General features: G+C 72.0%; 21 protein-coding genes. 15 read left to right on the top strand and 6 right to left on the bottom strand.

The window, feature by feature from the left end; all coding sequences use genetic code 11:
- Positions 1-39 precede the first annotated feature (39 nt).
- The 7 genes from xerD (at position 40) to NE236_RS33535 (ending at position 7,175) form a co-directional block, all read left to right on the top strand.
- Entirely contained in the window at positions 40-954 is a 915-nt protein-coding gene (gene xerD / locus NE236_RS33565) for a site-specific tyrosine recombinase XerD (RefSeq protein ID WP_252846245.1), read from the top strand.
- A 203-nt stretch (positions 955-1,157) separates the two neighbouring features.
- Complete coding sequence (locus NE236_RS33560; RefSeq protein WP_289851212.1) at positions 1,158-1,988, top strand: ParA family protein; 831 nt, start codon at positions 1,158-1,160, stop codon at positions 1,986-1,988.
- A 114-nt stretch (positions 1,989-2,102) separates the two neighbouring features.
- On the top strand, positions 2,103-2,930 hold the full coding sequence (locus NE236_RS33555) for a segregation and condensation protein A (protein WP_252846244.1): 828 nt from the start codon (positions 2,103-2,105) through the stop codon (positions 2,928-2,930).
- Between the two features lies 1 nt (position 2,931).
- Positions 2,932-3,654: an SMC-Scp complex subunit ScpB gene (gene scpB / locus NE236_RS33550; protein WP_252846243.1), complete on the top strand. Its 723-nt coding sequence runs from the start codon at positions 2,932-2,934 to the stop codon at positions 3,652-3,654.
- On the top strand, positions 3,651-4,388 hold the full coding sequence (locus tag NE236_RS33545; RefSeq protein WP_252846242.1) for a pseudouridine synthase: 738 nt from the start codon (positions 3,651-3,653) through the stop codon (positions 4,386-4,388). The genes scpB and NE236_RS33545 overlap by 4 nt, the downstream gene beginning before the upstream one ends.
- A 36-nt stretch (positions 4,389-4,424) precedes the next feature.
- The gene (gene aroH / locus NE236_RS33540) at positions 4,425-4,793 is read left to right on the top strand and encodes a chorismate mutase (protein WP_252846241.1); all 369 of its coding nucleotides are present in this window, start codon (positions 4,425-4,427) and stop codon (positions 4,791-4,793) included.
- A 69-nt stretch (positions 4,794-4,862) separates the two neighbouring features.
- On the top strand, positions 4,863-7,175 hold the full coding sequence (locus NE236_RS33535) for an ATP-binding protein (RefSeq protein ID WP_252846240.1): 2,313 nt from the start codon (positions 4,863-4,865) through the stop codon (positions 7,173-7,175).
- Between the two features lie 8 nt (positions 7,176-7,183).
- Here the strand turns inward: NE236_RS33535 and NE236_RS33530 are convergent, their stop codons facing one another.
- The gene (locus NE236_RS33530; protein ID WP_252846239.1) at positions 7,184-8,137 is read right to left on the bottom strand and encodes a cyclase family protein; all 954 of its coding nucleotides are present in this window, start codon (positions 8,135-8,137) and stop codon (positions 7,184-7,186) included.
- A gap of 272 nt (positions 8,138-8,409) precedes the next feature.
- Here NE236_RS33530 and NE236_RS33525 point away from each other — a divergent pair, with 272 nt between their 5' ends.
- Genes NE236_RS33525 through NE236_RS33510 form a run of 4 tightly spaced genes read left to right on the top strand, consistent with a single transcriptional unit; the run spans position 8,410 to position 13,234 of the window.
- Positions 8,410-9,873 (top strand): sugar ABC transporter ATP-binding protein, encoded by a 1,464-nt coding sequence (locus NE236_RS33525; RefSeq protein ID WP_252846238.1) that lies wholly within the window; start codon positions 8,410-8,412, stop codon positions 9,871-9,873.
- Positions 9,873-10,982 carry an ABC transporter permease gene (locus NE236_RS33520; protein WP_252846237.1) on the top strand — a complete coding sequence of 370 codons (1,110 nt, stop codon included), beginning with the start codon at positions 9,873-9,875 and terminating at the stop codon, positions 10,980-10,982. The genes NE236_RS33525 and NE236_RS33520 overlap by 1 nt, the downstream gene beginning before the upstream one ends.
- Complete coding sequence (locus tag NE236_RS33515) at positions 10,966-12,108, top strand: substrate-binding domain-containing protein (protein ID WP_252846236.1); 1,143 nt, start codon at positions 10,966-10,968, stop codon at positions 12,106-12,108. Before NE236_RS33520 ends, NE236_RS33515 begins: the two co-directional genes overlap by 17 nt.
- 58 nt (positions 12,109-12,166) lie before the next feature.
- On the top strand, positions 12,167-13,234 hold the full coding sequence (locus tag NE236_RS33510; protein ID WP_252846258.1) for a prephenate dehydrogenase: 1,068 nt from the start codon (positions 12,167-12,169) through the stop codon (positions 13,232-13,234).
- On the opposite strand, the gene NE236_RS33505 is transcribed toward NE236_RS33510, so the two are convergent.
- Together NE236_RS33505 and NE236_RS33500 are read right to left on the bottom strand one after the other, a co-directional pair.
- Positions 13,167-14,429, bottom strand: a complete 1,263-nt coding sequence (locus NE236_RS33505) for an MFS transporter (protein ID WP_308209185.1) — start codon at positions 14,427-14,429, stop codon at positions 13,167-13,169. The two genes, NE236_RS33510 and NE236_RS33505, sit on opposite strands and share 68 nt — an antisense overlap.
- Before the next feature lie 205 nt (positions 14,430-14,634).
- Complete coding sequence (locus NE236_RS33500) at positions 14,635-15,258, bottom strand: GntR family transcriptional regulator (protein WP_252846235.1); 624 nt, start codon at positions 15,256-15,258, stop codon at positions 14,635-14,637.
- Between the two features lie 190 nt (positions 15,259-15,448).
- On the opposite strand from NE236_RS33500, the gene cmk reads away from it, so the two are divergent.
- The 4 genes from cmk to NE236_RS33480 all read left to right on the top strand — a co-directional run bounded on the left by cmk (position 15,449) and on the right by NE236_RS33480 (position 19,502).
- Positions 15,449-16,162 (top strand): (d)CMP kinase, encoded by a 714-nt coding sequence (cmk, locus tag NE236_RS33495; protein WP_252846256.1) that lies wholly within the window; start codon positions 15,449-15,451, stop codon positions 16,160-16,162.
- On the top strand, positions 16,155-17,531 hold the full coding sequence (gene der, locus NE236_RS33490) for a ribosome biogenesis GTPase Der (RefSeq protein ID WP_372494470.1): 1,377 nt from the start codon (positions 16,155-16,157) through the stop codon (positions 17,529-17,531). Before cmk ends, der begins: the two co-directional genes overlap by 8 nt.
- 256 nt (positions 17,532-17,787) lie before the next feature.
- Entirely contained in the window at positions 17,788-18,873 is a 1,086-nt protein-coding gene (locus NE236_RS33485) for an S-(hydroxymethyl)mycothiol dehydrogenase (RefSeq protein ID WP_252846234.1), read from the top strand.
- Positions 18,870-19,502: an MBL fold metallo-hydrolase gene (locus NE236_RS33480; RefSeq protein ID WP_252846233.1), complete on the top strand. Its 633-nt coding sequence runs from the start codon at positions 18,870-18,872 to the stop codon at positions 19,500-19,502. The genes NE236_RS33485 and NE236_RS33480 overlap by 4 nt, the downstream gene beginning before the upstream one ends.
- A 32-nt stretch (positions 19,503-19,534) precedes the next feature.
- On the opposite strand, the gene NE236_RS33475 is transcribed toward NE236_RS33480, so the two are convergent.
- The 3 genes from NE236_RS33475 to NE236_RS33465 all read right to left on the bottom strand — a co-directional run bounded on the left by NE236_RS33475 (position 19,535) and on the right by NE236_RS33465 (position 22,508).
- Positions 19,535-20,467 (bottom strand): trypsin-like serine peptidase, encoded by a 933-nt coding sequence (locus NE236_RS33475; RefSeq protein WP_252846232.1) that lies wholly within the window; start codon positions 20,465-20,467, stop codon positions 19,535-19,537.
- 317 nt (positions 20,468-20,784) lie between these two features.
- Positions 20,785-21,777 carry a pyridoxal-phosphate dependent enzyme gene (locus tag NE236_RS33470; RefSeq protein ID WP_252846231.1) on the bottom strand — a complete coding sequence of 331 codons (993 nt, stop codon included), beginning with the start codon at positions 21,775-21,777 and terminating at the stop codon, positions 20,785-20,787.
- Positions 21,778-21,827: 50 nt separating this feature from the next.
- A complete protein-coding gene (locus tag NE236_RS33465; RefSeq protein WP_252846230.1) occupies positions 21,828-22,508 on the bottom strand; it encodes an SDR family oxidoreductase in 681 nt (226 codons plus the stop codon).
- Positions 22,509-22,539 lie beyond the last annotated feature (31 nt).

Here is a 22,539-nt window from a genome sequence, read left to right as displayed (position 1 = left end):
GCGCTGATACCCGCCGCCGGTGAAGAGGCCGGACGATCGTTGCAGGGGCAGGTCCGGGTCTACCTCGACCATCTCGCGGTCGAACGCGGCTTGGCCGCCAACACGTTGAGCTCGTACCGGCGTGACCTGCGCCGTTATGTCGACGCGCTGACCGCGCGCGGCCGTACGGCGATCGGTCAGGTCGGCGAGGACGACGTCGTGTCCTTCCTGGCGGCGCTGCGGGAGGGCGACGAGGCGCACCCGCCGCTGGCGGCCGGCTCCGCGGCGCGCGCGGTCGTCGCCGTGCGCGGCCTGCACCGGTTCGCGGTGCGGGAGGGCATGTCGGCGGCCGACCCGGCGCGGGACGTCAAGCCGCCCGTGCCGCCGCGCCGGCTGCCCAAGGCGATCGGCATCGAGGAGGTCGAGCGGCTGCTGGCCGCCGCCGGGCCCGCGGACACCCCGCGCGGGATGCGCGACCGGGCGCTGCTGGAGCTGCTGTACGGCACCGGCGCCCGCATCTCCGAGGCCGTCGGCCTGGCCGTCGACGACGTCGACCTGGACGACGCGGTCGTGCTGCTGCGCGGTAAGGGCGGCAAGGACCGCGTCGTGCCGGTCGGCCGGTACGCCCGTGAGGCCCTGGAGGCCTACCTCGTACGGGCACGCCCGGCGCTGAACGTCCGCGGTCAGGGCGGCCCCGCGCTGTTCCTGAACGCCCGGGGCGGGCGGCTGTCGCGTCAGAGCGCCTGGTCGACGCTGCGATCGGCGGCGGCGCGCGCCGGGTTGAAGGACGTCTCGCCGCACACGCTTCGGCATTCTTTCGCGACCCACCTGCTCGACGGCGGCGCCGACGTTAGGGTGGTGCAGGAGTTGCTGGGCCACGCGTCGGTGACGACGACCCAGGTTTACACCCTGGTCACCGTCGACAGGCTTCGCGAGGTCTACGCATCGGCTCATCCGCGTGCGCTGGGTCGGTAAGACGGCGTCCGCGCGGTGCGTCGCCTTGCCCGCCCCACTTGACAGGCCCTAGAGTCCCCATCTACGGCAAACCGCAGCCGCCGGGGAGGTTCGAGGAGCTGGTGACTGAACCCAGCGAGCAGCAGGAGAGAGCACGCTCAGAGAGGGCGCTCTCGACCGCCATCGCGACCGATCCGCGTAACGCAGCGCCACTCGGGCCTACGTTGCGTCCGATTCCGTCGTTCCCCGACCCGCCGCCGTTGATCGAGCACGGGCCCGCGCGGATCGTCTCGGTCTGCAACCAGAAGGGCGGCGTCGGCAAGACGACGACCACGATCAACCTCGGCGCCGCACTGGCTGAGCAGGGCCGCCGGGTTCTGCTCGTCGACTTCGACCCGCAGGGGGCACTGTCGGTCGGCCTGGGCAAGGGCGACCCGCGCCAGCTCGACCTGACGATCTACAACCTGCTCATGGAGCGGGGCGTGGAGACCGAAGAGGTCATCCTGCCGACCAGCGTCGAGGGCATGGACCTGCTGCCCAGCAACATCGACCTGTCCGGCGCGGAGGTCCAGCTCGTCCACGAGGTCGGCCGCGAGTACATCCTCGGCGGGCTGCTCAAGCCGGTCGTCGCCGACTATGACTTCATCATGATCGACTGTCAGCCGTCGCTGGGCCTGCTGACCGTCAACGCGCTGTGCGCGAGCCAGGGTGTCCTGGTGCCGCTGGAGTGTGAATACTTCGCGATGCGCGGCGTCGCGCTGCTCATGGAGACGATCGAGAAGGTCAAGTCCCGGCTCAACCAGGATCTGGCGATCGACGGCTTCCTGGCGACCATGTACGACTCCCGCACCCTGCACACCCGCGAGGTGCTCGGCCGCATCGTGGAGGCGTTCGGCGAGCAGGTCTTCCACACGGTCATCAACCGCACGGTCCGCTTTCCGGACGCGACGGTCGTCGGTGAGCCCATCACCCGTTTCGACCCGTCGTCCATGGGCGCGAACGCCTACCGGGAGCTGGCCAAGGAGGTGCTGCAGAGGTGGCAGCTCGCCGGGTGATCGCTCGCCGCGCGGCCGACCGGCCGCGCCCGCCCGCCGCGGTGACCCGTCCCGAGCCGCACGCGCCGACACGGCCTCGCTGGGGAGCCCGTGACCTCGACTACCGTTGACGAGGTGGGCGAGTCGGCGACAGAAGAGCAGGACGGTGGATTCCGGGTCCATCTCGACAACTTCGAGGGACCGTTCGACCTGCTGCTCGGGCTGATCTCCAAGCACAAGCTCGACATCACCGAGGTGTCGCTGCACAAGGTCACCGACGAGTTCATCGCCTACATCCGTACCCTTGGCCGCGACTGGGACCTGGACCAGGCGAGCCACTTCCTCCTGGTGGCGGCCACGCTCCTGGACCTCAAGGCCGCCCGGCTCCTGCCCTCCGGCGAGGTCGAGGACGAGGAGGACCTGGCGCTGCTCGAGGCCCGCGACCTGCTGTTCGCGCGGCTCCTGCAGTACCGCGCCTACAAGGAGATCGCGGGGCTGTTCGCCGGCCGGATCGCCGCCGAGTCGCGCCGCTTCCCGCGGACGGTGCCGATGGAGCCGCAGTTCGCGAACCTCCTGCCGGAGGTGCTGCTCGGCCTGGGACCCGATGCGTTCGCGGCCCTGGCCGCCCGGACCTTCGCGCCAAAGCGGCCCCCGACCGTCTCGATCGACCACATCTACGCCCCGCAGTCCAGCGTGCGGGACCAGGCGAGCATCCTGGTGGAGCGGTTGCGTAAGCTGGAACGCGCCACGTTCCAGGTTCTGACCGCCGACTGTACGGGCACTTTCGAGGTCGTCGCCCGGTTCTTGGCCCTCCTGGAGCTCTACCGCGAGAAGGCCGTCTCCTTCGAGCAGGAAGAGCCCCTCGGCGAGCTCCACGTCACCTGGACCGGATCCGCCGAGGGTGAGATCAAGGTCGGCGACGACTACACCGGCCGACCGACGGAGTCCGACGACGATGACTGACATGCCCTCACGCGAATTCGAACCGATCCCCGCGCCGCGGACGGGCGGCCTCGAGCCGCCCGGACCGTACGGTGCGGGCCCGGAGACGGCCGGACCGTACGGTGCGGGCCCGGAGACGGCCGGACCGTACGCGGAGGACCCGGAGACGGCCGAGGCGTACGCGGAGGGCTCGCAGCCGGGCGAGCCGTCGCTGCGGGCGGGGCTCGAGGCGATCCTCCTGATCGTCGACGAGCCGGTGCCGGAGGTCACGCTCGCCCAGATCCTCGAACGGCCCCGTCACGAGGTCGCCGCGGCACTGCGTGAGCTCGCCGCGGAATACTCCGCCCAGGGTCGGGGGTTCGACCTAAGGGAGATCGCCGGCGGGTGGCGCTTCTACACGCGGGACGTCTGCGCACCGCTCGTCGAGCGGTTCGTCCGGGACGGCCAGCAGGCGCGGCTGACCCAGGCGGCGTTGGAGACGCTCGCCGTGGTCGCCTACCGCCAGCCGGTGAGCCGGGCGCGGGTCTCGGCCATCCGCGGCGTCAACAGCGACGGCGTGATCCGCACACTGACCCTGCGGGGCCTGATCGAAGAGGCGGGCCACGACCCGGAGCACCAGGCGGTGCTCTACCGTACGACCGGTTACTTCCTTGAGCGGCTCGGCCTGAACACCGTGGAGGAGCTGCCCGATCTCGCCCTGTATCTACCTGACGACGTGGAAGGCATAGAGGAACTCCAGCAGTGAACCAGACGAATGACGGCGTACGACTGCAGAAGGTGCTCGCTGAGGCGGGCATCGCGAGTCGGCGCGCGTGTGAGGACCTGATCGCCGCCGGCCGGGTCACCGTGGACGGCGAGAAGGTGACGTGGTTCGGCGTCCGCGTCGATCCGCAGACCGCCGTGATCCACGTCGACGGCAAGCGCATCCCGACCCGTACCGAACTGCGCTACTACGCCCTGAACAAGCCCCTGGGCGTCGTCAGCACCATGTCGGACCCGCGTGGGCGCAAGACCCTCATCGACTATGTCGGTGACGTTCCCGAGCGTCTGTTCCACGTCGGGCGGCTCGACACCGACACCGAGGGCCTGATCCTGCTCACCAACGACGGGGAGCTGGCCAACCGGCTGATGCATCCGCGGTACGGCGTCAGCAAGACCTATCTCGCCGAGGTCCACGGCCCGGTGGAGCGCGACCTCGGCCGGCGGCTCCGGAAGGGCGTCGAGCTGGCGGACGGGTTCGCCAAGGCCGACGGGTTCCGGATCTTCGACCAGGTCGGCAAGCGGGTCCTCGTCGAGGTGACGCTCCACGAGGGCCGCAAGCACATCGTGCGGCGCCTGCTCGCCAAGGTCGGCTACCCGGTCCAGCAGCTGGCGCGCACCGAGTTCGGCCCCATCAAGCTCGGGCGGCTCAAGACCGGCACGATCCGGGCGCTGACCACCAAGGAGATCGGCGAACTCTACGCCGCCGTCGAGCTGTAGAACGCACGGGCGCCGGCACGTATTCGGAGAGGTTTCATGGGACGAGCAGTACGAGCGGTGCGCGGTGCGACGCAGGTCGACGAGGACGACCGGGACCAGATCCTCGAGGCGACGGCCGAGCTGATCGCCGAGGTGATGAGCCGCAACTCCCTCACGACCGACGACGTGATCAGTGTCCTGTTCACCGCGACCCCGGACCTGACCGCGGAGTTCCCGGCGCTGGCCGCCCGCAAGCTGGGCTTCAACGAGGTCCCGTTGCTGTGCGCCAGTGAGATCGACGTTCCGCACGCGCTGCCGCGCGTGATCCGTCTGATGGCCCACATCGAGACCGATCGCCCGCGATCGGAGATCCAGCACGTCTACCTGCGCGGGGCGGTGGCCCTGCGGCTCGACATCGCGCAGTAGCCGTTGGACATCGTTCTGTAGACTGACCTTGGCACAGGTACGTATCCAAGGGTGTCATGGCGGGTTGCGATGGCACAGAGGCATGCGGGAAATCTTCCAGCCGAGGTGACGAGCTTCGTCGGCCGCAGACACGAGCTGACGGAGGCGAAGCGCCTGCTGTCCTGCAGCCGGATGGTGACGTTCACCGGCCCGGGGGGCGTGGGCAAGACCCGCCTGGCCGCGCGGGTGGCCGCCGAGGCCGGGCGCGACTTCCCCGACGGTGTCTGGTTGGTCGACCTGGCGCCGGTCGTGGCGGGTGAGCCGCTGCTGCGGGTCGTGGGCGGCGTCCTGGGGCTGCAGGGCGAAGGCGGTCTCGGAGTGCTGGGCAACTACCTGGCGGACCGGCGGCTGCTGCTCCTGCTGGACAACTGCGAGCACCTGACGGCCGACTGCGCCGCCCTGGCCGGGAAACTCCTCGGCCTCGCGCCCGAGTTGCGGATCCTGGCCACGAGCCGGCAGGTGCTCCACGCCGAGGGCGAGTACGTCCTGAAGGTGCCGCCCCTGTCCGTGCCGGACGATGACGAGATCTTCTCGGCGGACGAGCTGGCCCGCTTCGAATCGGTGAACCTGTTCGCCGAGCGGGCCGCCGCCGCCCTGCCCGGGTTCACGATCGACGCCGTCAACGCCCTCGCGGTGACGCGGCTGTGCCGCCGGCTCGAGGGCATTCCGCTGGCCGTCGAGCTGGCGGCGGTACGCCTGCGGGCGCTGTCGGTGCAGCAGATCCTCGACCGGCTGGAGGACCGCTTCCGCCTCCTTACCGGGGGCAGTCCGGTCGCGCTGCCGCGCCAGCAGACCCTCCGCGGATTGATCGACTGGAGCTACGACCTGTGCTCACCCGAGGAGCAGGCCCTCTGGCGGGGGCTGTCGGTGTTCTCCGGCGGCTGCTCGCTGGAGGCGATCGAACAGGTCTGCTCCGGCGACGAGATCGCCCCCGCCGACGTGGTCGACGTCGTGTCGGCGCTCGTGGACAAGTCCGTCCTGCTGCGGACCGGCTCGGAGAGCCGCGCGCCGCGCTACGAGATGCTGGAGACCCTCCGTGAATACGGACGGGAACGGCTCGCCGAGGCCGGGCAGGAGACCCGGCTGCTGATGCGCCACTGCGCGTGGTGCCGGGACATCGCGGCGTGGGCGGAGGCCGAGTGGTTCGGGCCGAACCAGCTGGAGCTGGCCGCCCTTCTGCGGTGCGAACAGTCCAACGTCGTGGCGGCACTGGAGTTCTGCCTGACCCGGCCCGCACGGGCGCGCTGCGCCCTGGAGATCGCCGCGTCCATGTGGAGCCACCGGGTCTCGTGGACCTCCCTGCGCGACGGCCACCACTGGCTGGAGCGGGCGCTGGCGCTCGACCGGTCCGAGAGCCCCGCGCGGGCGAAGGCGCTGTGGGTCGACGCCTGGCTCATGTTGCTGCGCGGAGAGCCGGCGGTCGCCGGACCGCTGCTGGAGGAGGCCCGCGGGCTGGCGGAGCGGCTGGGCGACGACGAACAGCTCGCGGGTGCCGTCCAGATCAGCGGATTCGCCGCGCTGCTCGCCGGGGACTTCACTGAGGCCGCGACCCTGCTGGAGAAGGCGCTGTCGTACCACCGGGCCGCCGGCAACCGCGGGCGATGCTGGACCACGTTGTTCCAGCTGGCCATGGCGGCGGTCCTCGACCGCGATCCCCGGGCCCCCATCCTGTGCGCGGAATGCCGCAGGATGTGCGAGCGCGAGGGCGCGCGGTGGTCGCTGTCGTACGCCCTGTGGGTCACCGGCCTCGAACGATGGCGACACGGCGACACGTGCACGGGGACGCAGGTGATCCGCGAGTCGATCCAGATCAAGGTGCCATCCGGCGATCACCTCGGGATGGCTCAGTGCATCGAGGTGCTCGCCTGGCTGGCCGCCGACGCCGGGGAACATCGGCGCGCCGCCGCGCTCCTGGGCGCCGCGCAGGCGGTCTGGCGGTCGATCGGCACGTCGTTGTCCGGGCTCGGGCATTTGGCCGGTCCGCACGACGAGTGCGCGGCCCGCCTGCGGGCCGCCCTCGGGGACAAGGAGTTCTCGGTGGCGTACGCCCGGGGCTCCGGGCTCGATGTCGACGGCGCGGTCGCCATGGCGCTCAGTGACGCGGAAGGCGGCGAGGAAGAGGCGGCCGAGCGCGGTGTCGCGGCGGTCCTGACACGCCGCGAACGCGAGATCGCCGGGCTCGTCGCCCAGGGCATGAGCAACAAGGAGATCGCGGCCACCCTGGTGATCGCTCAGCGGACCGCGGAGGGTCACGTCGAACACATCCTTCGCAAGCTGGGCTTCACGTCGCGGTCCCAGATCGCCGCCGCCTGGGCGCTCCCCGACCGGCCCGCGACCCACTGAGGGCGGGATCAGAACACGGCGACAGGGGTGACGGGGGAGCCGGTGGCGCCGGGGATGCGCAGCGGGGAGACGACGAGAAGGAACTCATACCGTCCGGCCGCCGCGCACGCGCCGGACAGCCCCTCCAGATCCAGGTTGTCCAGGAGCGGCACCCCCATCGCCGCGATCGCCAGGGCGTGGATGGGGGAGTGGACGCCGACCACGGGGGAGGGCCGGACGTCGCTGTCGCCGTCTCCGCCGAGCAGTGCGATGCCCCGCTCGGCCAGCAGCGGCATGGCGTCGACGTGGAGCCCGGCGCTCGCCGCGGACGGGTCCCACGGCCCGACGGCCGCGCGCCGCCGCAGGTGGCCGGTCCTGAGGAGCACGGCGTCCCCTTCACCGATCCGGACGCCGGACGACGCCTCGGCGGCGAGGACGTCCGCGGCGTGCACGGCCTGGCCGGGTTCGAGCCAGTCGAGGCCATGGACCGCCGGAAGGTCGAGCAGCACCCCCCGGGTGACGAGCGCGCCGAGGCGGTCCACCGGCCCGTGACGCGCCCCGGCCGCGTCGATCACCTCGCGGGCGGAGGGCCCGCCGAAGAGGCGTCCCCGGTAGGCGATGTGCGCGAGGGCGTCGAGATGGCTGACCGCCTTGCCGTGGTAGTCGACGCCGATGAAGTCCTTGTGGCCGGTGGGTTCGGGCGGCTCGACGTCGCCGAGTTCGGTCATGTGGTGCAGTGCCGGCCGGCCGTTGTCCGGAGCCGGCACCGTGCTCCACGGCCGGGCCATCGGAACGACGACGCCCGAGCGTACGAGCGCGGCGGCGGCCTTCACATGTCGCTCGTCGACGAGATTCCAGGCGCCCCGCTCCGGGTCGGCCCAGCGGTCCCACGCGCGCACCATATCGAATATGCGTTCGAATTCGAGCTGGGAGATCACCGGTCCGTTGTCCGGCGGTCCGGCGGAGCCCGAGCGGTCTCCCATCAGATCGCGGCGGTGTACCCGGTCAGGGGACCGGGGAGGAGACCGCCGCCCTCCTTCCTCTCGCCACTCTATGGTTCCTGGCTCGCGCGGTCGTCACGGATGGCGAGTCCTTGACCAGCACCTTTGTACGATGAAGAGAGTTTGGCGAGCGCGAGCGGGTTGCCCGCCGGGACGAGGGTTCCGCGGAGAGGTCGGTGTACGGCACTCCTGTTGACCGTTTCCCGGGGCCGGTGTCACAGGCGGCCTCGGACCCCCTCCTCCGGATCCGTGGGTTGTCCAAGAGGTTCGGAGGCACTGCCGCGCTGGCCGGAGTCGACCTCGACCTCCGGCGCGGCAGCGTCCTCGCGCTGCTCGGGGAGAACGGCGCGGGCAAGTCCACGCTGATCAAGATCCTGGCCGGCGTCCACTCCGCCGACGAGGGGAGGATCACGGTGGCGGGTCATCCCTTCGGAACCGAGGCCGCCTCCCGCGCGATGTCCTTCATTCACCAGGATCTCGGCCTCCTCGAGTGGATGACCGTGGCCGAGAACATCGCCCTCGGTGCCGGTTACGCACGACGCTGCGGGCTGATCTCCTGGCACCGGACCCGGGACCGCTGCATCTCCGCCCTGCGGAGCGTGGCCACCGGCATCGACCCCGATCAGCCGATCGCCGACCTCACTCGCACCGAGCGGTCCCTCGTCGCCGTCGCCCGTGCCCTGGCGACCGACGCCCAGGCCGTCATCCTCGACGAGCCGACGGCGAGCCTGCCCGCGGCGGACTGCGCCCGCCTCTTCGGCGTGCTGCGCGCGCTCCGCGACCAGGGGCGCGGGATCATGTACGTCACCCATCGGCTCCACGAGGTCGCCGAGGTGGCCGACACCGTCGCGGTCCTCCGCGACGGCCGCCTCGTGCGGCACGGGCCGGTCGCCGGCGGCGCCGAGGACCTCGTACGTGACGTCGTGGGCCACCACCCCGGAATCCGCCGCCGCTCGGCGCTCCGCGCCGGCGAGGTCGTGCTGACGCTCACGGGCGTACGAACCGGGCGAGCCGGTCCGGTGAGCCTGGAGCTCCGTGCCGGGGAGGTCCTCGGCCTGGTGGGCCTGACGGGCGCCGGCCACACCGACATCGGCCGCGCGGCGGCCGGGGCGTGCCCCCTCGCCGGGGGGCGGGTTCTCCTCGACGGCCGGGCCGTCGCCGGCGGCTCGGTGTTCGCGGCCGTCCGCGCGGGCGTGGGCCTCGTGGCGAGCGACCGGGCCGCGGAGGGCTCGGCGCCCCACCTGAGCGTCCGGGAGAATCTCCTGCCGAATCCGCGCCTCCGGGCCCTGCCGCCGGTCGCGTTGATCGGTACCGGCCGGGAGCGCGCCGCCGCGAGCCGTCTCCTGGCCATGCTCGACGTACGCCCTCCGGACACCGAGGCGCCGTTCGCCGCGTTGTCGGGCGGCAATCAGCAGAAGGTGCTGATCGGGCGCTGGCTCGGCATCCGCCGGCGCGTACTGGTCCTGGAGGAGCCGACCGCGGGCGTCGACGTCGGCGCCCGCGCGGAGATCCACCGCCTGCTCGACGACTCCGTCGCCGAGGGCCTGGCCGTCCTCCTGGTCTCCACCGACGTCGACGAGGTCGTGCGCCTGTGCCATCGGGTCCTGGTGTTCGCCCGGGGCGTCGTGACCGCTGAGCTGTCCGGCGCGGAGCTGACGGCCGCCGCCGTCGTCCACGCCATGTCGGCCGGGCCCGGCCAGGGCACGACGGGGCACTGATGGCCGCGCGCAGCCGCTTCCGCGACCGGTCCGCCGCGCACCGGGTCGGCAGCTACGGGCTGCTCGCCCTGGGCGTCGCGCTGTTCGCCGTGTTCACGGTCGCCCTGCCCACGACCTTTCCGACGATGGCCAACCTCACCTCGATGCTGTCCAGCCACGCGATCCCCGCGATCCTCGCGCTGGGCGCGACGATCCCCATCGTCGCCGGCAGGTTCGACCTGTCCATCGGCTACGGCCTCGGGCTGTGGCACGTGCTCACCCTGCAGCTCATGATCGCCGATGGCTGGCCGTGGGCGGCGGCCTGCCTGGCCGTGCTCGCCGGGGGAGCGCTCATCGGGGCGATCAACGGGTTCCTCGTCGAGTTCGCGCGGATCGACTCCTTCATCGCCACCCTCGGCACCGGCAGCGTCATGTACGCCGTCACCGGCTGGACGACCCACGGAGGACGGATCCTCGCCGGCCCGGACGGCCTTCCCCCGGCGTTCACCGGCCTGTACGACACCGAGTTCCTCGGCGTCCCCGTGCCGGCGTTCTACGTCCTGGCGCTCGCCGCGGTGCTCTGGCTCTTCCTCGAGCGTCTTCCCATCGGCCGCTACCTGTACGTCATCGGCGGGAACCCGCGAGCGGCGGAGCTGGTCGGCATCCCGACCCGCCGGTACATCGTCTACGCCTTCGCCGGGTCCGGAGTGATCACCGCGGGTGCCGGCGTCCTGCTCGCCGCGCAGCAGGAGGTCGGCAATCCGAGCGTCGGACTCGACTACCTGGTCCCCGCCTTCGTCGCCGCCCTCCTGGGCTCGACGGCGATCAGACCGGGACGGCCCAACGCCCTCGGGACCGTGGTCGCCGTGGCGGTCCTGGCGATCGGTCTGGCGGGCATCGGGCAACTCGGCGCGGACTTCTGGGTGACCCCGCTGTTCAACGGCGTGACCCTGCTCATCGCCGTCGGCCTGGCCGGCTACTCCGCGCGCCGCCGGGTGCGCGCGAACGTACGGCGGCGGGCGGCGCCGCCGCACCCGGTCGCGGGGCGGCGCGAATCGGCCGTGGCCGCGTCGCCGGACGAGCCGTCGCCGCCCTCCGGAGAGGAGAACGCGCATGAACGACACCCATGACCGGATCCTGCGGGCGGCGGCGGTGCCGCTGGCGACCATCCTGCTCGCCGGGGGATGCCTGCGGCAACCGGCCGGGCCGACGTCCCGGCCCGGCGATCCCCCCGCCTGCGCCTCGGTGCTGCGGGAGGCGAAGAAGGTCGTGGCCCGCGCCGAGGCGGCGGGGGCCGTGTGGGACGGTCCCACGACCGGTCCGAGAGCGACCCGGGGCAAGAGGATCGCGGTGATCGTGGAGACCATGACCAACCCGGGGGAGGCGGGAGTCGCCCGAGCCGTTCAGGAGGCCGGAGGCTCCATCGGCTGGAACGTCCGGATCATCGACGGCCAGGGCACTCCCGCCGGGATCAAGGAGGCGTTCGGCGACGCGATCGCCCTGCGCCCGTCCGGAATCGTGATCGTCGGGTTCGATCCCGGGTCCGTGGCAGGGGAGGTCGGCCGGGCGAACGCGGCGGGCATTCAGCTCATCGGCTGGCACGCCGTCCCCTCGCCGGGACCGAGCACCGCTCCCCGGCTGTTCACCAACATCACGACCAGGGTCGAGGAGGTCGCCGGGATCAGCGCCCGCTGGATCATCGCCAGGTCGAACGGGAAGGCCGGCGTCGTCGTCTTCACCGACTCCTCGGTCCCGTTCGCGGAACACAAGTCGCAACTGATCAAGAAGCAGCTGGAATCCTGCTCCAGTGTCGCCGTGCTCGCCTACGAGAACATCCCGGTCCCCGACGCGACCATCCGTACGCCCCAGGAGGTCGCCTCTCTCCTGGCCCGGTTCGGCGACCGGTGGACGCACTCCGTCGCCATCAACGACCTCTACTTCGCCGACGCGGCGCCGGCCCTGCGGGCGGAGGGCAGGAGAGGCGACGGCCCGCCGTTCGCGATCGGCGCGGGAGACGGTGATCCCTCGGCGTTCGCGCGGATCCGGAACCGGCATTACCAGGCGGCGACCGTGCCCGAGCCGCTCCACCAGCAGGGCACCCAGATCATCGACGAGTTCAACCGGGCGTTCGCCGGGCGGCCTCCCAGCGGCTACGTCGCTCCGGTGCACCTGACCACCGCCGGCAACATCGACGGCGAGGTCTCCTGGAACCCGCGAGGCTACTGGGAGGCGTACCGGCGGATCTGGGGCGTCTGACGTACGGGCGCCGGAACGGGAGTCGATACGCTGGTAGCCCCCTGTGGAGGTGAGACTCATCGGCGGATTCCGGCGGATCGTCGTCATCGGTACCGGACTGATCGGCACGTCCGTGGCCCTCGCGCTGCGCGAGCACGGCGCCGAGGTGTCGCTCGCCGACCGTGACCCGGCCTCCATGCGCCTCGCGGCCGAGCTCGGGGCCGGGACGCCGCTTCGCGACGGTGGCGAGCCGGCCGACGTGGCGGTCCTCGCGGTTCCGCCCGCGGCGGTCGCGGCCACCCTGCTGGACGCGCAGAAACGCGGTCTGGCCCGGGTCTACACCGACGTGGCGAGCGTCAAGGCCCGGCCGCTCCGGGAGGCCGCCGAGCTGGGCTGTGACCTGAGCTGTTTCGTCGCCGGGCATCCGCTCGCCGGCAGCGAGCGGTCCGGCCCCGCCGCCGCCCGGGGCGACCTGTTCCTCGGCCGGCCCTGGGCGCTGTGCCCGACGGCCGACACCGACCCCGCGGCCGTCGAGACCGTGACCGCCCTGGCCCGGGAGTGCGGCGCGCAGACCGTCGTCGTCGACGCCGCCGAGCACGACCAGGCCGTCGCGCTGGTCTCGCACGCGCCGCACGTCGTCGCCGCCGCGGTCGCCGCCCGTCTGGAGGACGCCCCGAAGGTCGCGCTCGGCCTCGCCGGCCAGGGCGTACGCGACGTCACCCGCATCGCGGCCGGCGACCCGGAGCTGTGGATCGGGATCCTCGGTTCGAACGCCCTGCCGGTGGCGGAGGTGATCGACGAGGTGGCCGCCGACCTGACGGCCGTCGCCGCCGCCCTGCGTGACGGCGCCGGACCGGGCGTCTCCGATCTGCTCGAGCGCGGCGGGACGGGCCGCCGCCGGCTGCCCGGCAAGCACGGAGGGCGGCCGGGGGCCTACACCGTCGTGTCCGTCGTCATTCCCGACCGGCCCGGCGAGCTGGCGCTGCTGTTCCAGGCGGCGGGCGTCGCCGGGATCAACATCGAAGACTTCACGATCGAGCACTCCCCGGGCCGGCCGGTCGGCGTGGTGGAGCTGAGCGTCAAGCCCCCGGCGGCGCAGCGGCTGGCCGAGGAGCTGCGTGCTCGTGGATGGTCCGTCCCCGGCTGACCGGTCCGCGCGGGCCCGCCTGCCCGCGGCGCAGCAGCATCGTGACGCGCACGGCCCCGATGGCGATCATGACCGTGATGGGGATGAAGGCGATCTGGAAGGAGCCGGCGTCGTAGTGACCGCCGGTGGCGTCGATCAGTACGCCGGCGCCGAGCGAGCCGGTCATGGCGGCTGAGAACCCGCCGACGTTGACGATCCCCGAGGCCATGCCGCCGCGTTCCGGCGGGCAGGCGTCGCGCGCGAAGTCGAAGGCGAGCATGGACACGGCGCTGCCGACGACGCTGAACAGCACCAGCGCCACCGCCAGCGGCGCGGGCAGGTGGCCGCCGGGCCAGGTGATCGCGAGAAGCCAGGCGACGGCGAGGGTGCCCGTGACCCCGATGATCAGTCGGCCGCGGAGGTCGGGGCGGCGGCCGGCGAGCAGGCCCAGCAGGGGCGCGGCCACCATGGGGGTCGCCGCGCCGAGCGTCAGCACCAGCCGGGCCGACGCGGGCGCCATCCCGAGCCCCTTGGCGAGGTACGGGTACCCCCACAGCGTGGCGAGCACCATGAACGACGACATCGTGGCGAAGTGCGTCCACAGCCCCGCGCGGGTGCCCCGCGCGGCGAACACGGTCCGTACGTCGGCCAGAACGGACACCGGAGAGGTGGAACGTTCCCGAGAGGCGTCCGGTTGATCACGGACCCACCACCACACGACGATCGACAGCAGGCCGCTCAGCAGCCCCACGCCGAGGAAGGTCGGCGTCCAGCCGAGCCCGCGCAGGGCGGCCGACAGGGGCACCGTGCCGACGATCTGCCCCAGCGCCCCGGTCATCGCCGTCAACGCGGTGAGCAGCGCGAACCGCCGGCGGGGAAACCACGAGGCGATGAGCCGGACGACGTTGAGGAACGTCAGGGCGTCGCCCAGGCCGACCAGCGCCCGGCCGAGGACGGCCAGCGGCATGGTGGTCGCGAACCCGAACAGCGCCTCGCCGAGCGCCATCGTGAGAAGGGCGGCCACGAGCATCCGCCGGGGACCGAACCGGTCGGCCATGACCCCGCTCGGGATCTGCATGAGCAGGTAGACGCCGAGCTGCAGGATCGCGAACGTCGACAGGGCGGTCGCGTCGACGCCGAAGCGAGCCTGGGTGGCGGAGCGAGGCGACGCCCAGGCTCGCTTCCGTTTTTTGGTCGCTCTTGGTGATCCTGTGATAATGTTCTGTCATCAGCACGCCCCGTGCCCAGGCGACGCGGGGCACCCTCCTCGGTCCGATAGCCGTGCAGGCTGGACCGATAGCGTCCGGAGGGACGTGCCATGCGGGTTGGTGGCTCTGCCTGCCGACACCAGGGCACGAAGGCGATTGGCGCATACTCGGCACCCAAGCCGGGAAGATCCCTGAAGGTTTCTCAGGGATCGCTTAGCCAGTCAGAGACGCTGGTCCGGTGGAAGAAGGTCGGTGACGGTGGATCGCACCGCGGATCCGCCGGCGGTCGCCCGACCGCACGGCCTCGAGGATCTCGCTGTGATCGTGGATCGCGGTCGCCGTGCGATCCGGGTCGTCCGCGGTGAGCCGGGCCATGCGCAGCTGGCGGTCGCGCAGCGCGTCGTACAGCTGGGTGATGATCTCGTTGCCCGCCGCCGCGACGATCGCCCGGTGGAAACAGCGGTCGGCGCGGGCGAACTCCCGGGCGTTCCCGGCCGCGGAGTGCTCCCGCATCGCCTCGAGGAATCCCGTGAGCTCGGCGACCAGCTCGGGGCCCGGCGTCGCCTTGCCGGCGGCGAACGTCTCGACGAGCTCCCGCGCCTCGAACACGTCCGCGATCTCCTGCGGCGAGACGGGCAGCACCAGCGCGCCGCGCTTGGGATACAGCCGGACCAGCCCCTCGGCCTCCAGGCGGAGCAGTGCCTCACGGACGGGGGTACGGGACACCCCCACCGTCGTCGCGATCTCACCCTCGCTGAGCAGCGCGCCGCCGGGGTAGGCGCGGTCGAGGATGGCCTGCTTGACGTGGTCGTAGGCCCGGGAGGTTGCGGAGGTCATCTTGTATCTATGTTACATACAAGTCGTATGGGATCCCCATCGGGGGGTCGAGGTCCCCTCCGAGCACGCGGGTCGATCGTGACCGTATGACCGGGACGCTGCGGCTTCGGTGGGACCGCGGGACCGGTAGCCTCAATCGTTGGCCGGTCGGTATGCAGATAAGGAAGCGAACGTGACGCTCGTCATCGCCATGGACGGTCCCTCCGGGTCGGGTAAGTCCAGCGTCTCCAAAGGCGTCGCGCGCGCCCTCGGGCTGCGCTACCTCGACACGGGCGCGATGTACCGCGCCATGACCTGGTGGATGCTGCACGAGGGCGTCCCGGTCGATGACCCTGCTGCGGTCGCCGCCCGTGCGGGTGAGCCCGAGCTGGTCTCCGGAACCGACCCGGCCGCACCGGCGATCACCGTTGACGGCGTCGACGTGTCCGGTCCGATCCGTGGCCCCGAGGTCACCGGGGCGGTCAGCGCCGTCGCGGCGGTCCCGGCCGTCCGCGAGCGCCTGGTCGCCCTGCAGCGGGAGATCATCGGCGCCGGCGGCATCGTCGTCGAGGGCCGCGACATCGGCACCGCCGTCGCCCCCGGCGCCCAGGTCAAGATCTACCTCACCGCGAGCGCCGAGGCACGGGCCCGGCGCCGCAACTCAGAGCTCACCGGAGCGACGGTCACCGCCACGCAGGCCGACATGGCCCGCCGTGACCGCCTCGACTCCACGCGCAAGGTCGACCCGCTCGCGCGGGCGACCGACGCGATCGAGCTCGACACGACCAGCCTCGGCCTCGACGAGGTCATCGAGGAGGTCCTGCGCATCGCGCACAAGCACACCGCCGACGCCGACGGCGATCCGGCACGACAGGCGGGCTCCCGGGACGGCGAGTCGCCCACGAGGAGCGAGACGAGTGAGTGAATTTCAGCACGCGGAGGCGATCGACGTCGCCATCGAGCACGACGTCGCGCCGCCGCCGGTCGTGGCCGTCGTCGGGCGGCCGAACGTCGGCAAGTCCACCCTGGTCAACCGGATCCTGGGCCGCCGGGAAGCGGTCGTCGAGGACGTCCCCGGCGTGACCCGTGACCGGGTCGCGTACGACGCCACCTGGAGTGGGCGGCGCTTCACGGTCGTCGACACCGGCGGCTGGGAGCCGAACGCCGAGGGCCTAGCGGCCGCCGTCGCCGACCAGGCGCGGCTCGCCGTCGACGCCGCCGACGTGGTCCTCTTCGTCGTCGACGCCACCGTCGGCTCCACCGACACCGACGAGGCCGTCGCCGACGTCCTGCGGCGCGCCAAGAAACCGGTCGTGCTGGCCGCCAACAAGGTCGACGACGCCAGGGCCGAGGCGGACGCGACCGCGCTGTGGTCGCTGGGGCTGGGTGAGCCGCTGACCGTCTCGGCGCTGCACGGGCGGAGCAGCGGTGACCTGCTGGACGCCGTCCTGGCGGCCCTGCCCGAAGAGGCGCCGCCGGAGACGTTCGGCGCCGCGGGCGGCCCGCGCCGGATCGCGCTCCTCGGCCGGCCCAACGTCGGCAAGTCGAGCCTGCTCAACAAGCTGGCCGGGGAGAACCGCGTCGTCGTCGACTCGGTCGCCGGCACCACCCGTGACCCGGTCGACGAGCTCGTCGAGCTGGGCGGGCAGACCTGGCGGTTCATCGACACCGCCGGCATCCGCCGGCGGGCCCGCGAGAACCAGGGCGCCGACTTCTACGCCACGCTGCGCACCCGGTCGGCCCTGGAGCGCTCCGAGGTCGCGGTCGTGCTCGTGGACGCGAGCGAACCCCTCACCGAGCAGGATCTGCGGATCATCTCCATGGTGATCGAGTCCGGCCGTTCGCTCGTCCTCGCATTCAACAAGTGGGACCTCGTGGACGAAGAGCGCCGGCACTACCTCGACCGGGAGATCGACCGGCAGCTGCACCACGCCCGCTGGGCGCCGCGCGTCAACATCTCCGCTCGCACGGGCCGGCATGTGGAGAAGCTCGTTCCGGCGATCGAGACGGCCCTGGCGGGCTGGGGTGAGCGGGTGCCGACGGGCCGGCTGAACTCCTTCATGACCGACCTGGTCGCCGCCCGGCCGCACCCCGTACGCGGCGGCAAGCAGCCCAAGATCATGTTCGCCACCCAGGCGAGCGTGCAGCCGCCGAAGTTCGTGCTGTTCACGAGCGGGTTCCTCGAGGCCGGATACCGCCGGTTCGTCGAGCGGCGGCTGCGCGAGGACTTCGGATTCGAGGGCACCCCGATCGAGATCACCATGAAGATCCGGGAGAAGCGCCAGCACAAGTGACCCACGCCCGCTCAGGCGATCGCGGGTAGGTCCATCCCTCTCGTTGACCGCGGGCCTGCCGCCCTTTCCCGGGTGCCGGGAAAGGGCGGAACGCGTTCAACGAGAGGCGTCAGGCAGACACCGCCGAGGAACTACGGACCGAGACGGCCGCCGCGCTCTTCGGCGGGTGACCGCCCGGCCGGCCCGCGCGTACGATCGGCGCACGGCCGGGCCGACCGGCCGTACCACGGTCCCCGACAGCGGAAGGACGTCTCGCATGGCGCAGGAAGTACGCGGAGTCATCGCCCGAGCCAAAGGCGCGCCGGTGGAGACGACGACGATCCTGGTGCCGGACCCCGGCCCCGGTGAGGCCGTCGTGAAGGTCCAGGCCTGCGGGGTCTGCCATACGGACCTGCACTACCGGGAGGGCGGGATCAACGACGACTTCCCCTTCCTGCTCGGCCACGAGGCCGCAGGCGTCGTGGAGTCCGTCGGTGACGGCGTCACCGACGTCGCCCCCGGCGACTTCGTGATCCTCAACTGGCGGGCGGTCTGCGGCCGGTGCCGCGCGTGCCGGCGCGGCCGTCCGTGGTACTGCTTCGACACGCACAACGCCACCCAGAAGATGACCCTGACCGACGGCACCGAACTCTCGCCCGCCCTGGGCATCGGCGCGTTCGCCGACAAGACCCTGGTCGCCGCGGGCCAGTGCACGAAGGTCGACCCGGCGGCGTCACCGGCCGCGGCGGGGCTGCTCGGCTGCGGGGTGATGGCGGGGATCGGCGCCGCGATCAACACCGGCGGGGTCGGGCGGGGCGACTCGGTGGCGGTCATCGGCTGCGGCGGCGTGGGCAACGCGGCCATCGCCGGCGCCCGGCTGGCCGGCGCCGCGAAGATCATCGCGGTGGACCTCGACGACCGTAAGCTCGAGCAGGCGAAGAGACTGGGCGCCACGCACACCGTCGACTCCTCCCGTGAGGACGCCGTGACGGCCATCCGCGACCTCACCGGCGGCTTCGGCGCCGACGTCGTCATCGACGCCGTCGGCCGCCCCGAGACGTACGAACAGGCCTTCTACGCGCGCGACCTCGCCGGCACCGTCGTCCTCGTCGGCGTTCCCACGCCCGAGATGCGCCTGGAGCTGCCGCTGCTGGACGTCTTCGGGCGCGGCGGCGCGCTGAAATCCTCCTGGTACGGCGACTGCCTGCCCTCACGGGACTTTCCGGTGCTCATCGACCTGTACCTCCAGGGCCGGCTGGACCTGGACGCCTTCGTCTCCGAGACGATCCCGCTCGACGACGTCGAGGGCGCGTTCGAGCGCATGGGGCGGGGCGAGGTCCTGCGTTCGGTGGTGATCCTGTGACGACCGCGCGCCTCGACCACATCGTCACCTCCGGCACCTTCTCCCTCGACGGCGGCACCTGGGAGGTCGACAACAACGTCTGGATCCTCGGCGACGACACCGAGGCCGTGGTGATCGACGCGGCGCACGACGCCGCCGCCATCGCCGAGGCGGTGGGGGACCGCCGCCTGGCCGCGATCATCTGCACCCACGCCCATGACGACCACATCGACGCGGCCCCGGCCCTGGCCGACCGCACCGGAGCGCCGATCCTGCTACACCCGGCCGACCGGCCGCTGTGGGACCTCACCCATCCGGACCGCGCCCCCGACGCGCCGCTCGCCGACGGGGAGACCCTGCGCGTCGCGGACGTCGAGTTGACGGTGCTCCACACGCCCGGTCACAGCCCCGGCGCGGTCTGCCTGCACGCGCCGGCACTCGGCGCGCTGTTCTCCGGCGACACCCTCTTCCAGGGCGGACCCGGAGCCACCGGCCGGTCGTTCTCCGACTTCCCGACCATCATCGACTCGATCCGCGACCGCCTGCTGGCGCTGTCGCCGGAGACGGTCGTCCACACCGGCCACGGCGACGACACCACGATCGGCGCGGAGGCCCCGCGTCTGGAGGAGTGGATCGCCCGCGGCCACTGACCGGCCGCCGTGTCGGCTGACCGACCGCCGTGTCAGCCGGCCTTTTCGGCCTGGTCGCGGAGTCCGGCGATATCGCCGTCGAGCAGCGACGAATACGACCGCCGCGACGTGTCACCGCCCTGGTGGTATCCGCCGAGGACGCCGACGACCTTGCCCTGCCGTTTCACCGGGTCGTACTTCCAGAGCCACGGGCTGCCGCTGGTGCCGCCCGTGAAGCCGTCGCAGTCGAAGGCGAGCTGGTACTTGAAACGGTGGATGGCCGTCGTGTCGCACTGGATCGCCCGGTCGTTGGACGAGGTGCCGCTGGCCGGATAGCCGACGACGTGCACGGCTTCGGGGAGCGCGGTGTTCGGCGTCAGGCGGTTGGACCCGGTGACGTCCGCGACGTTCTTTCCGGTCGCCGGGTCCTTGGCGAGAATGATGAATCCGAAGTCGAGGTCGGGATCGGCGCGCGCCTTCCATCCGTTGTGGACGAGAAGGGACTTGGCCGACCAGACGCCGTACGGCGCGTTTCCGGCGTCGTACTGCGGGACGAAGGCGATCTTGTCGCGGTAGTAGCCGGTCTTCGTGCTCGCGTTGTAGCTGTAGATGCAATGAGCGGCCGTGAGGGCGAGGTTGTGCTTCGTGCTGTAGACGACGCTCGCGGTGCAGTAGTGGTCGCCCGTCTTACTGTGCGAGAACAGCCTGCCCACCGTGGGAATGCCGGTGAACTGCGTGCCGCGGGGGATCCCGGTCCTGGCCTGGTACGTCGTCGGCCTCGGCGCCTCTCGCCGGTCCAGCGGGGTGGCCGCCTTCATCCGCGCCGCCGTCCAGTAGGACTTCGTGGCCCGGGAGTCGTCGCTCGAAACGCTCTGGGCGACCGCTGCCGCCGGGGAGTGGTGGCCACTGCTCAGGGCGAACGCGCAGCCCGCGGCGAGCACCGTACACGCCGACGTGGCGATGGTGATTCTTCGGTTGATGTGCACTATCGATTTCTCGGTCGGATCAGCGGGGGGAGACGCATCGGCTGCTCGGCGGGTCACCGGAACGGCGGGTCGACCACGCGGCGATGCATGGCTGTTTCTACCGCATTGGCCCCTGTCCAGATGATCGATTGCCCGGGTGAGCTGAATCACATGAGGGGGCGGGGCGCAGAGATGTTCCAAGAGTGATGCGGTCTCGACCAGGCCCGCGGGGACATGCCCCGTCGCGGGACCGGTCCTCCGACTGGCCGCTTCCGGTCGGCGGAGCCGTGATCGCCGTCCGGCGTCGCTGCGCGAGATGCTCCGCTTCCGGCCGTGGGTCAGGAGCGAGGCGGCATCGCGTGCAGGCCCGCTTCGGCATGGGCGACCGCCCCGGGATGACCGAAGAGGCCGGGCAGTCCGCCGCTGTGCAAGAAGATCGTCTTGCGGCCCGGCGCCACGCTGCCGTCGGCCACCGCGGCGATCAGACCGGCCAGCGCGCGGCCCGTGTAGATCGGATCGAGCGGGATGCCCTCCGTATGACCGGCGATGTCCAGCGCACGGGCGACCGGCTCGGTGAGCTCCCCGTAGCCGGCCCCCACCTGCTCGCGCCGGATCCTGAGGCGGCCGGCCTCGACGGCGACCGGGCCGACCGGTGCGGCCAACGCGGCGACCACCGGAGCAGGGTCGTCGAGCGCGCCACAGTCCACGCCGAGCACACGCTCGGCGCCCAGGGCGGCCACGAGACCGGCCATGGTCCCGCCCGATCCCACCGCGACCACGACGTCGTGCAGGTCCGGGGCCTGCCGCAGCAGCTCGCGCCCGCACTCCACGTAACCTCGGGCGCTCAGAACACTGGAGCCGCCGAACGGGATCAGCGCGGGCACGGCGCCCGCGGCCCGCAGGTCGCCGGCGACCTCCCGGGCGGCCTCGGCCAGGTCCTCATGGGTGACGTCCCCGGCCCAGACGACCCGCGCGCCGAACAGGCCGGCCAGCGCCAGGTTCCCGGAGCCGGCCCGCTCGGGCCGGCCCGCGAGGACCAGCACCGCGTCCAGGCCCGCCCGAGCGGCCGCCGCAGCCGTCAGGCGGGCGTGGTTGCTCTGCGGAGCGCCCGTGGTGACGACGGTGTCGGCGCCCTGGGCGATCGCGTCGCCGATCGTCCACTCCAGTTTGCGTACCTTGTTGCCGCCTCCGCCGAGGCCACTGAGGTCGTCGCGCTTGATCCACAGGTCGCCCGGCGCCAGGCCGATCGCCGCCGCCAGGCGCGGGGCCTCCTCCAGCGGCGTCGGCCAGCTCCCCAGCGGGAACGTCGGCCCGGCTCCGGCGTCGGCCATCGTTCTCCTTCCCTCGGCACCCCTGCGGCGACGTCTCCGGTGGGGAGCGCTCAGCCCGTGATGGGTGCGGCCAGGTTCTGCTTGACGTTCCGGCTCAGCTCATCGGCGATGATCTCCGCGGATCCCCCGGCGAGCTCGTCGAGCGCGAACGCGGCGATCACCGCGGGATCGGACTTGTCGGCCGTGATGCCGGAGGTCATGTCGGTGTCCATGTAGCCGACGTGCAGGCCCGCGACGTGGATCCCCTTGGGCGCGAGCTCCTGGCGTACGGCGTTGGTCATCGCCCATTCCGCGGCCTTGGCCGCGGAGTACGCGCCGGAGGCCGGGATGTGCACCCAGGAGAGCACGGACAGAACATTCAAGATGGTGCCGCCGCCGTTGGCCTCGATGATCGGCGCGAACGCGCGGATCACGCCCAGCGTGCCGAAGTAGTGCGTGTCCATCTCGCGCCTGGCGTTCTCGACGTCACCGTCGATCAGCGACGATTTGGTGGAGATGCCGGCGTTGTTGATCAACAGGGTGGCGTCCGTCGCCACGGCGGCCGCCTCCCGTATCGACGCCGGATCCGTGATGTCCAGCCGCAGCGGCACGGCGCCGGGCACGTCCACCGTCTCGGGCCGCCGGGCGGCGGCGTACACCTTGGCTCCGCGTTCGATGAGCTGGGTGACGAGGTGCCGGCCGAACCCCCGATTCCCGCCGGTCACGATCGCCACCGAACCTTCGATCTTCATGCCTTCTCCCTCTTTCGAACCATCATGGTTG

The sequence above is a fragment of the Actinoallomurus purpureus genome (assembly GCF_024055795.1).
Classification (GTDB): Bacteria; Actinomycetota; Actinomycetes; order Streptosporangiales; family Streptosporangiaceae; genus Actinoallomurus; species Actinoallomurus purpureus.
The sequence above is the reverse complement of the archived record's forward strand: the minus strand, read 5'-3'. Positions and strand labels throughout refer to the sequence as shown.

Excerpts from the sequence above, each read along its gene's own strand:
- NE236_RS33520 (WP_252846237.1), top strand. The coding sequence starts at position 9,873 with ATGGCCGCGCGCAGCCGCTTCCGCGACCGGTCCGCCGCGCACCGGGTC.
- NE236_RS33535 (WP_252846240.1), top strand. The coding sequence starts at position 4,863 with ATGGCACAGAGGCATGCGGGAAATCTTCCAGCCGAGGTGACGAGCTTC.
- scpB (WP_252846243.1), top strand. The coding sequence starts at position 2,932 with ATGCCCTCACGCGAATTCGAACCGATCCCCGCGCCGCGGACGGGCGGC.
- NE236_RS33530 (WP_252846239.1), bottom strand. The coding sequence starts at position 8,137 with ATGGGAGACCGCTCGGGCTCCGCCGGACCGCCGGACAACGGACCGGTG.
- NE236_RS33515 (WP_252846236.1), top strand. The coding sequence starts at position 10,966 with ATGAACGACACCCATGACCGGATCCTGCGGGCGGCGGCGGTGCCGCTG.
- aroH (WP_252846241.1), top strand. The coding sequence starts at position 4,425 with ATGGGACGAGCAGTACGAGCGGTGCGCGGTGCGACGCAGGTCGACGAG.
- NE236_RS33470 (WP_252846231.1), bottom strand. The coding sequence starts at position 21,777 with ATGGCCGACGCCGGAGCCGGGCCGACGTTCCCGCTGGGGAGCTGGCCG.
- cmk (WP_252846256.1), top strand. The coding sequence starts at position 15,449 with ATGGACGGTCCCTCCGGGTCGGGTAAGTCCAGCGTCTCCAAAGGCGTC.
- NE236_RS33465 (WP_252846230.1), bottom strand. The coding sequence starts at position 22,508 with ATGAAGATCGAAGGTTCGGTGGCGATCGTGACCGGCGGGAATCGGGGG.
- NE236_RS33485 (WP_252846234.1), top strand. The coding sequence starts at position 17,788 with ATGGCGCAGGAAGTACGCGGAGTCATCGCCCGAGCCAAAGGCGCGCCG.
- NE236_RS33500 (WP_252846235.1), bottom strand. The coding sequence starts at position 15,258 with ATGACCTCCGCAACCTCCCGGGCCTACGACCACGTCAAGCAGGCCATC.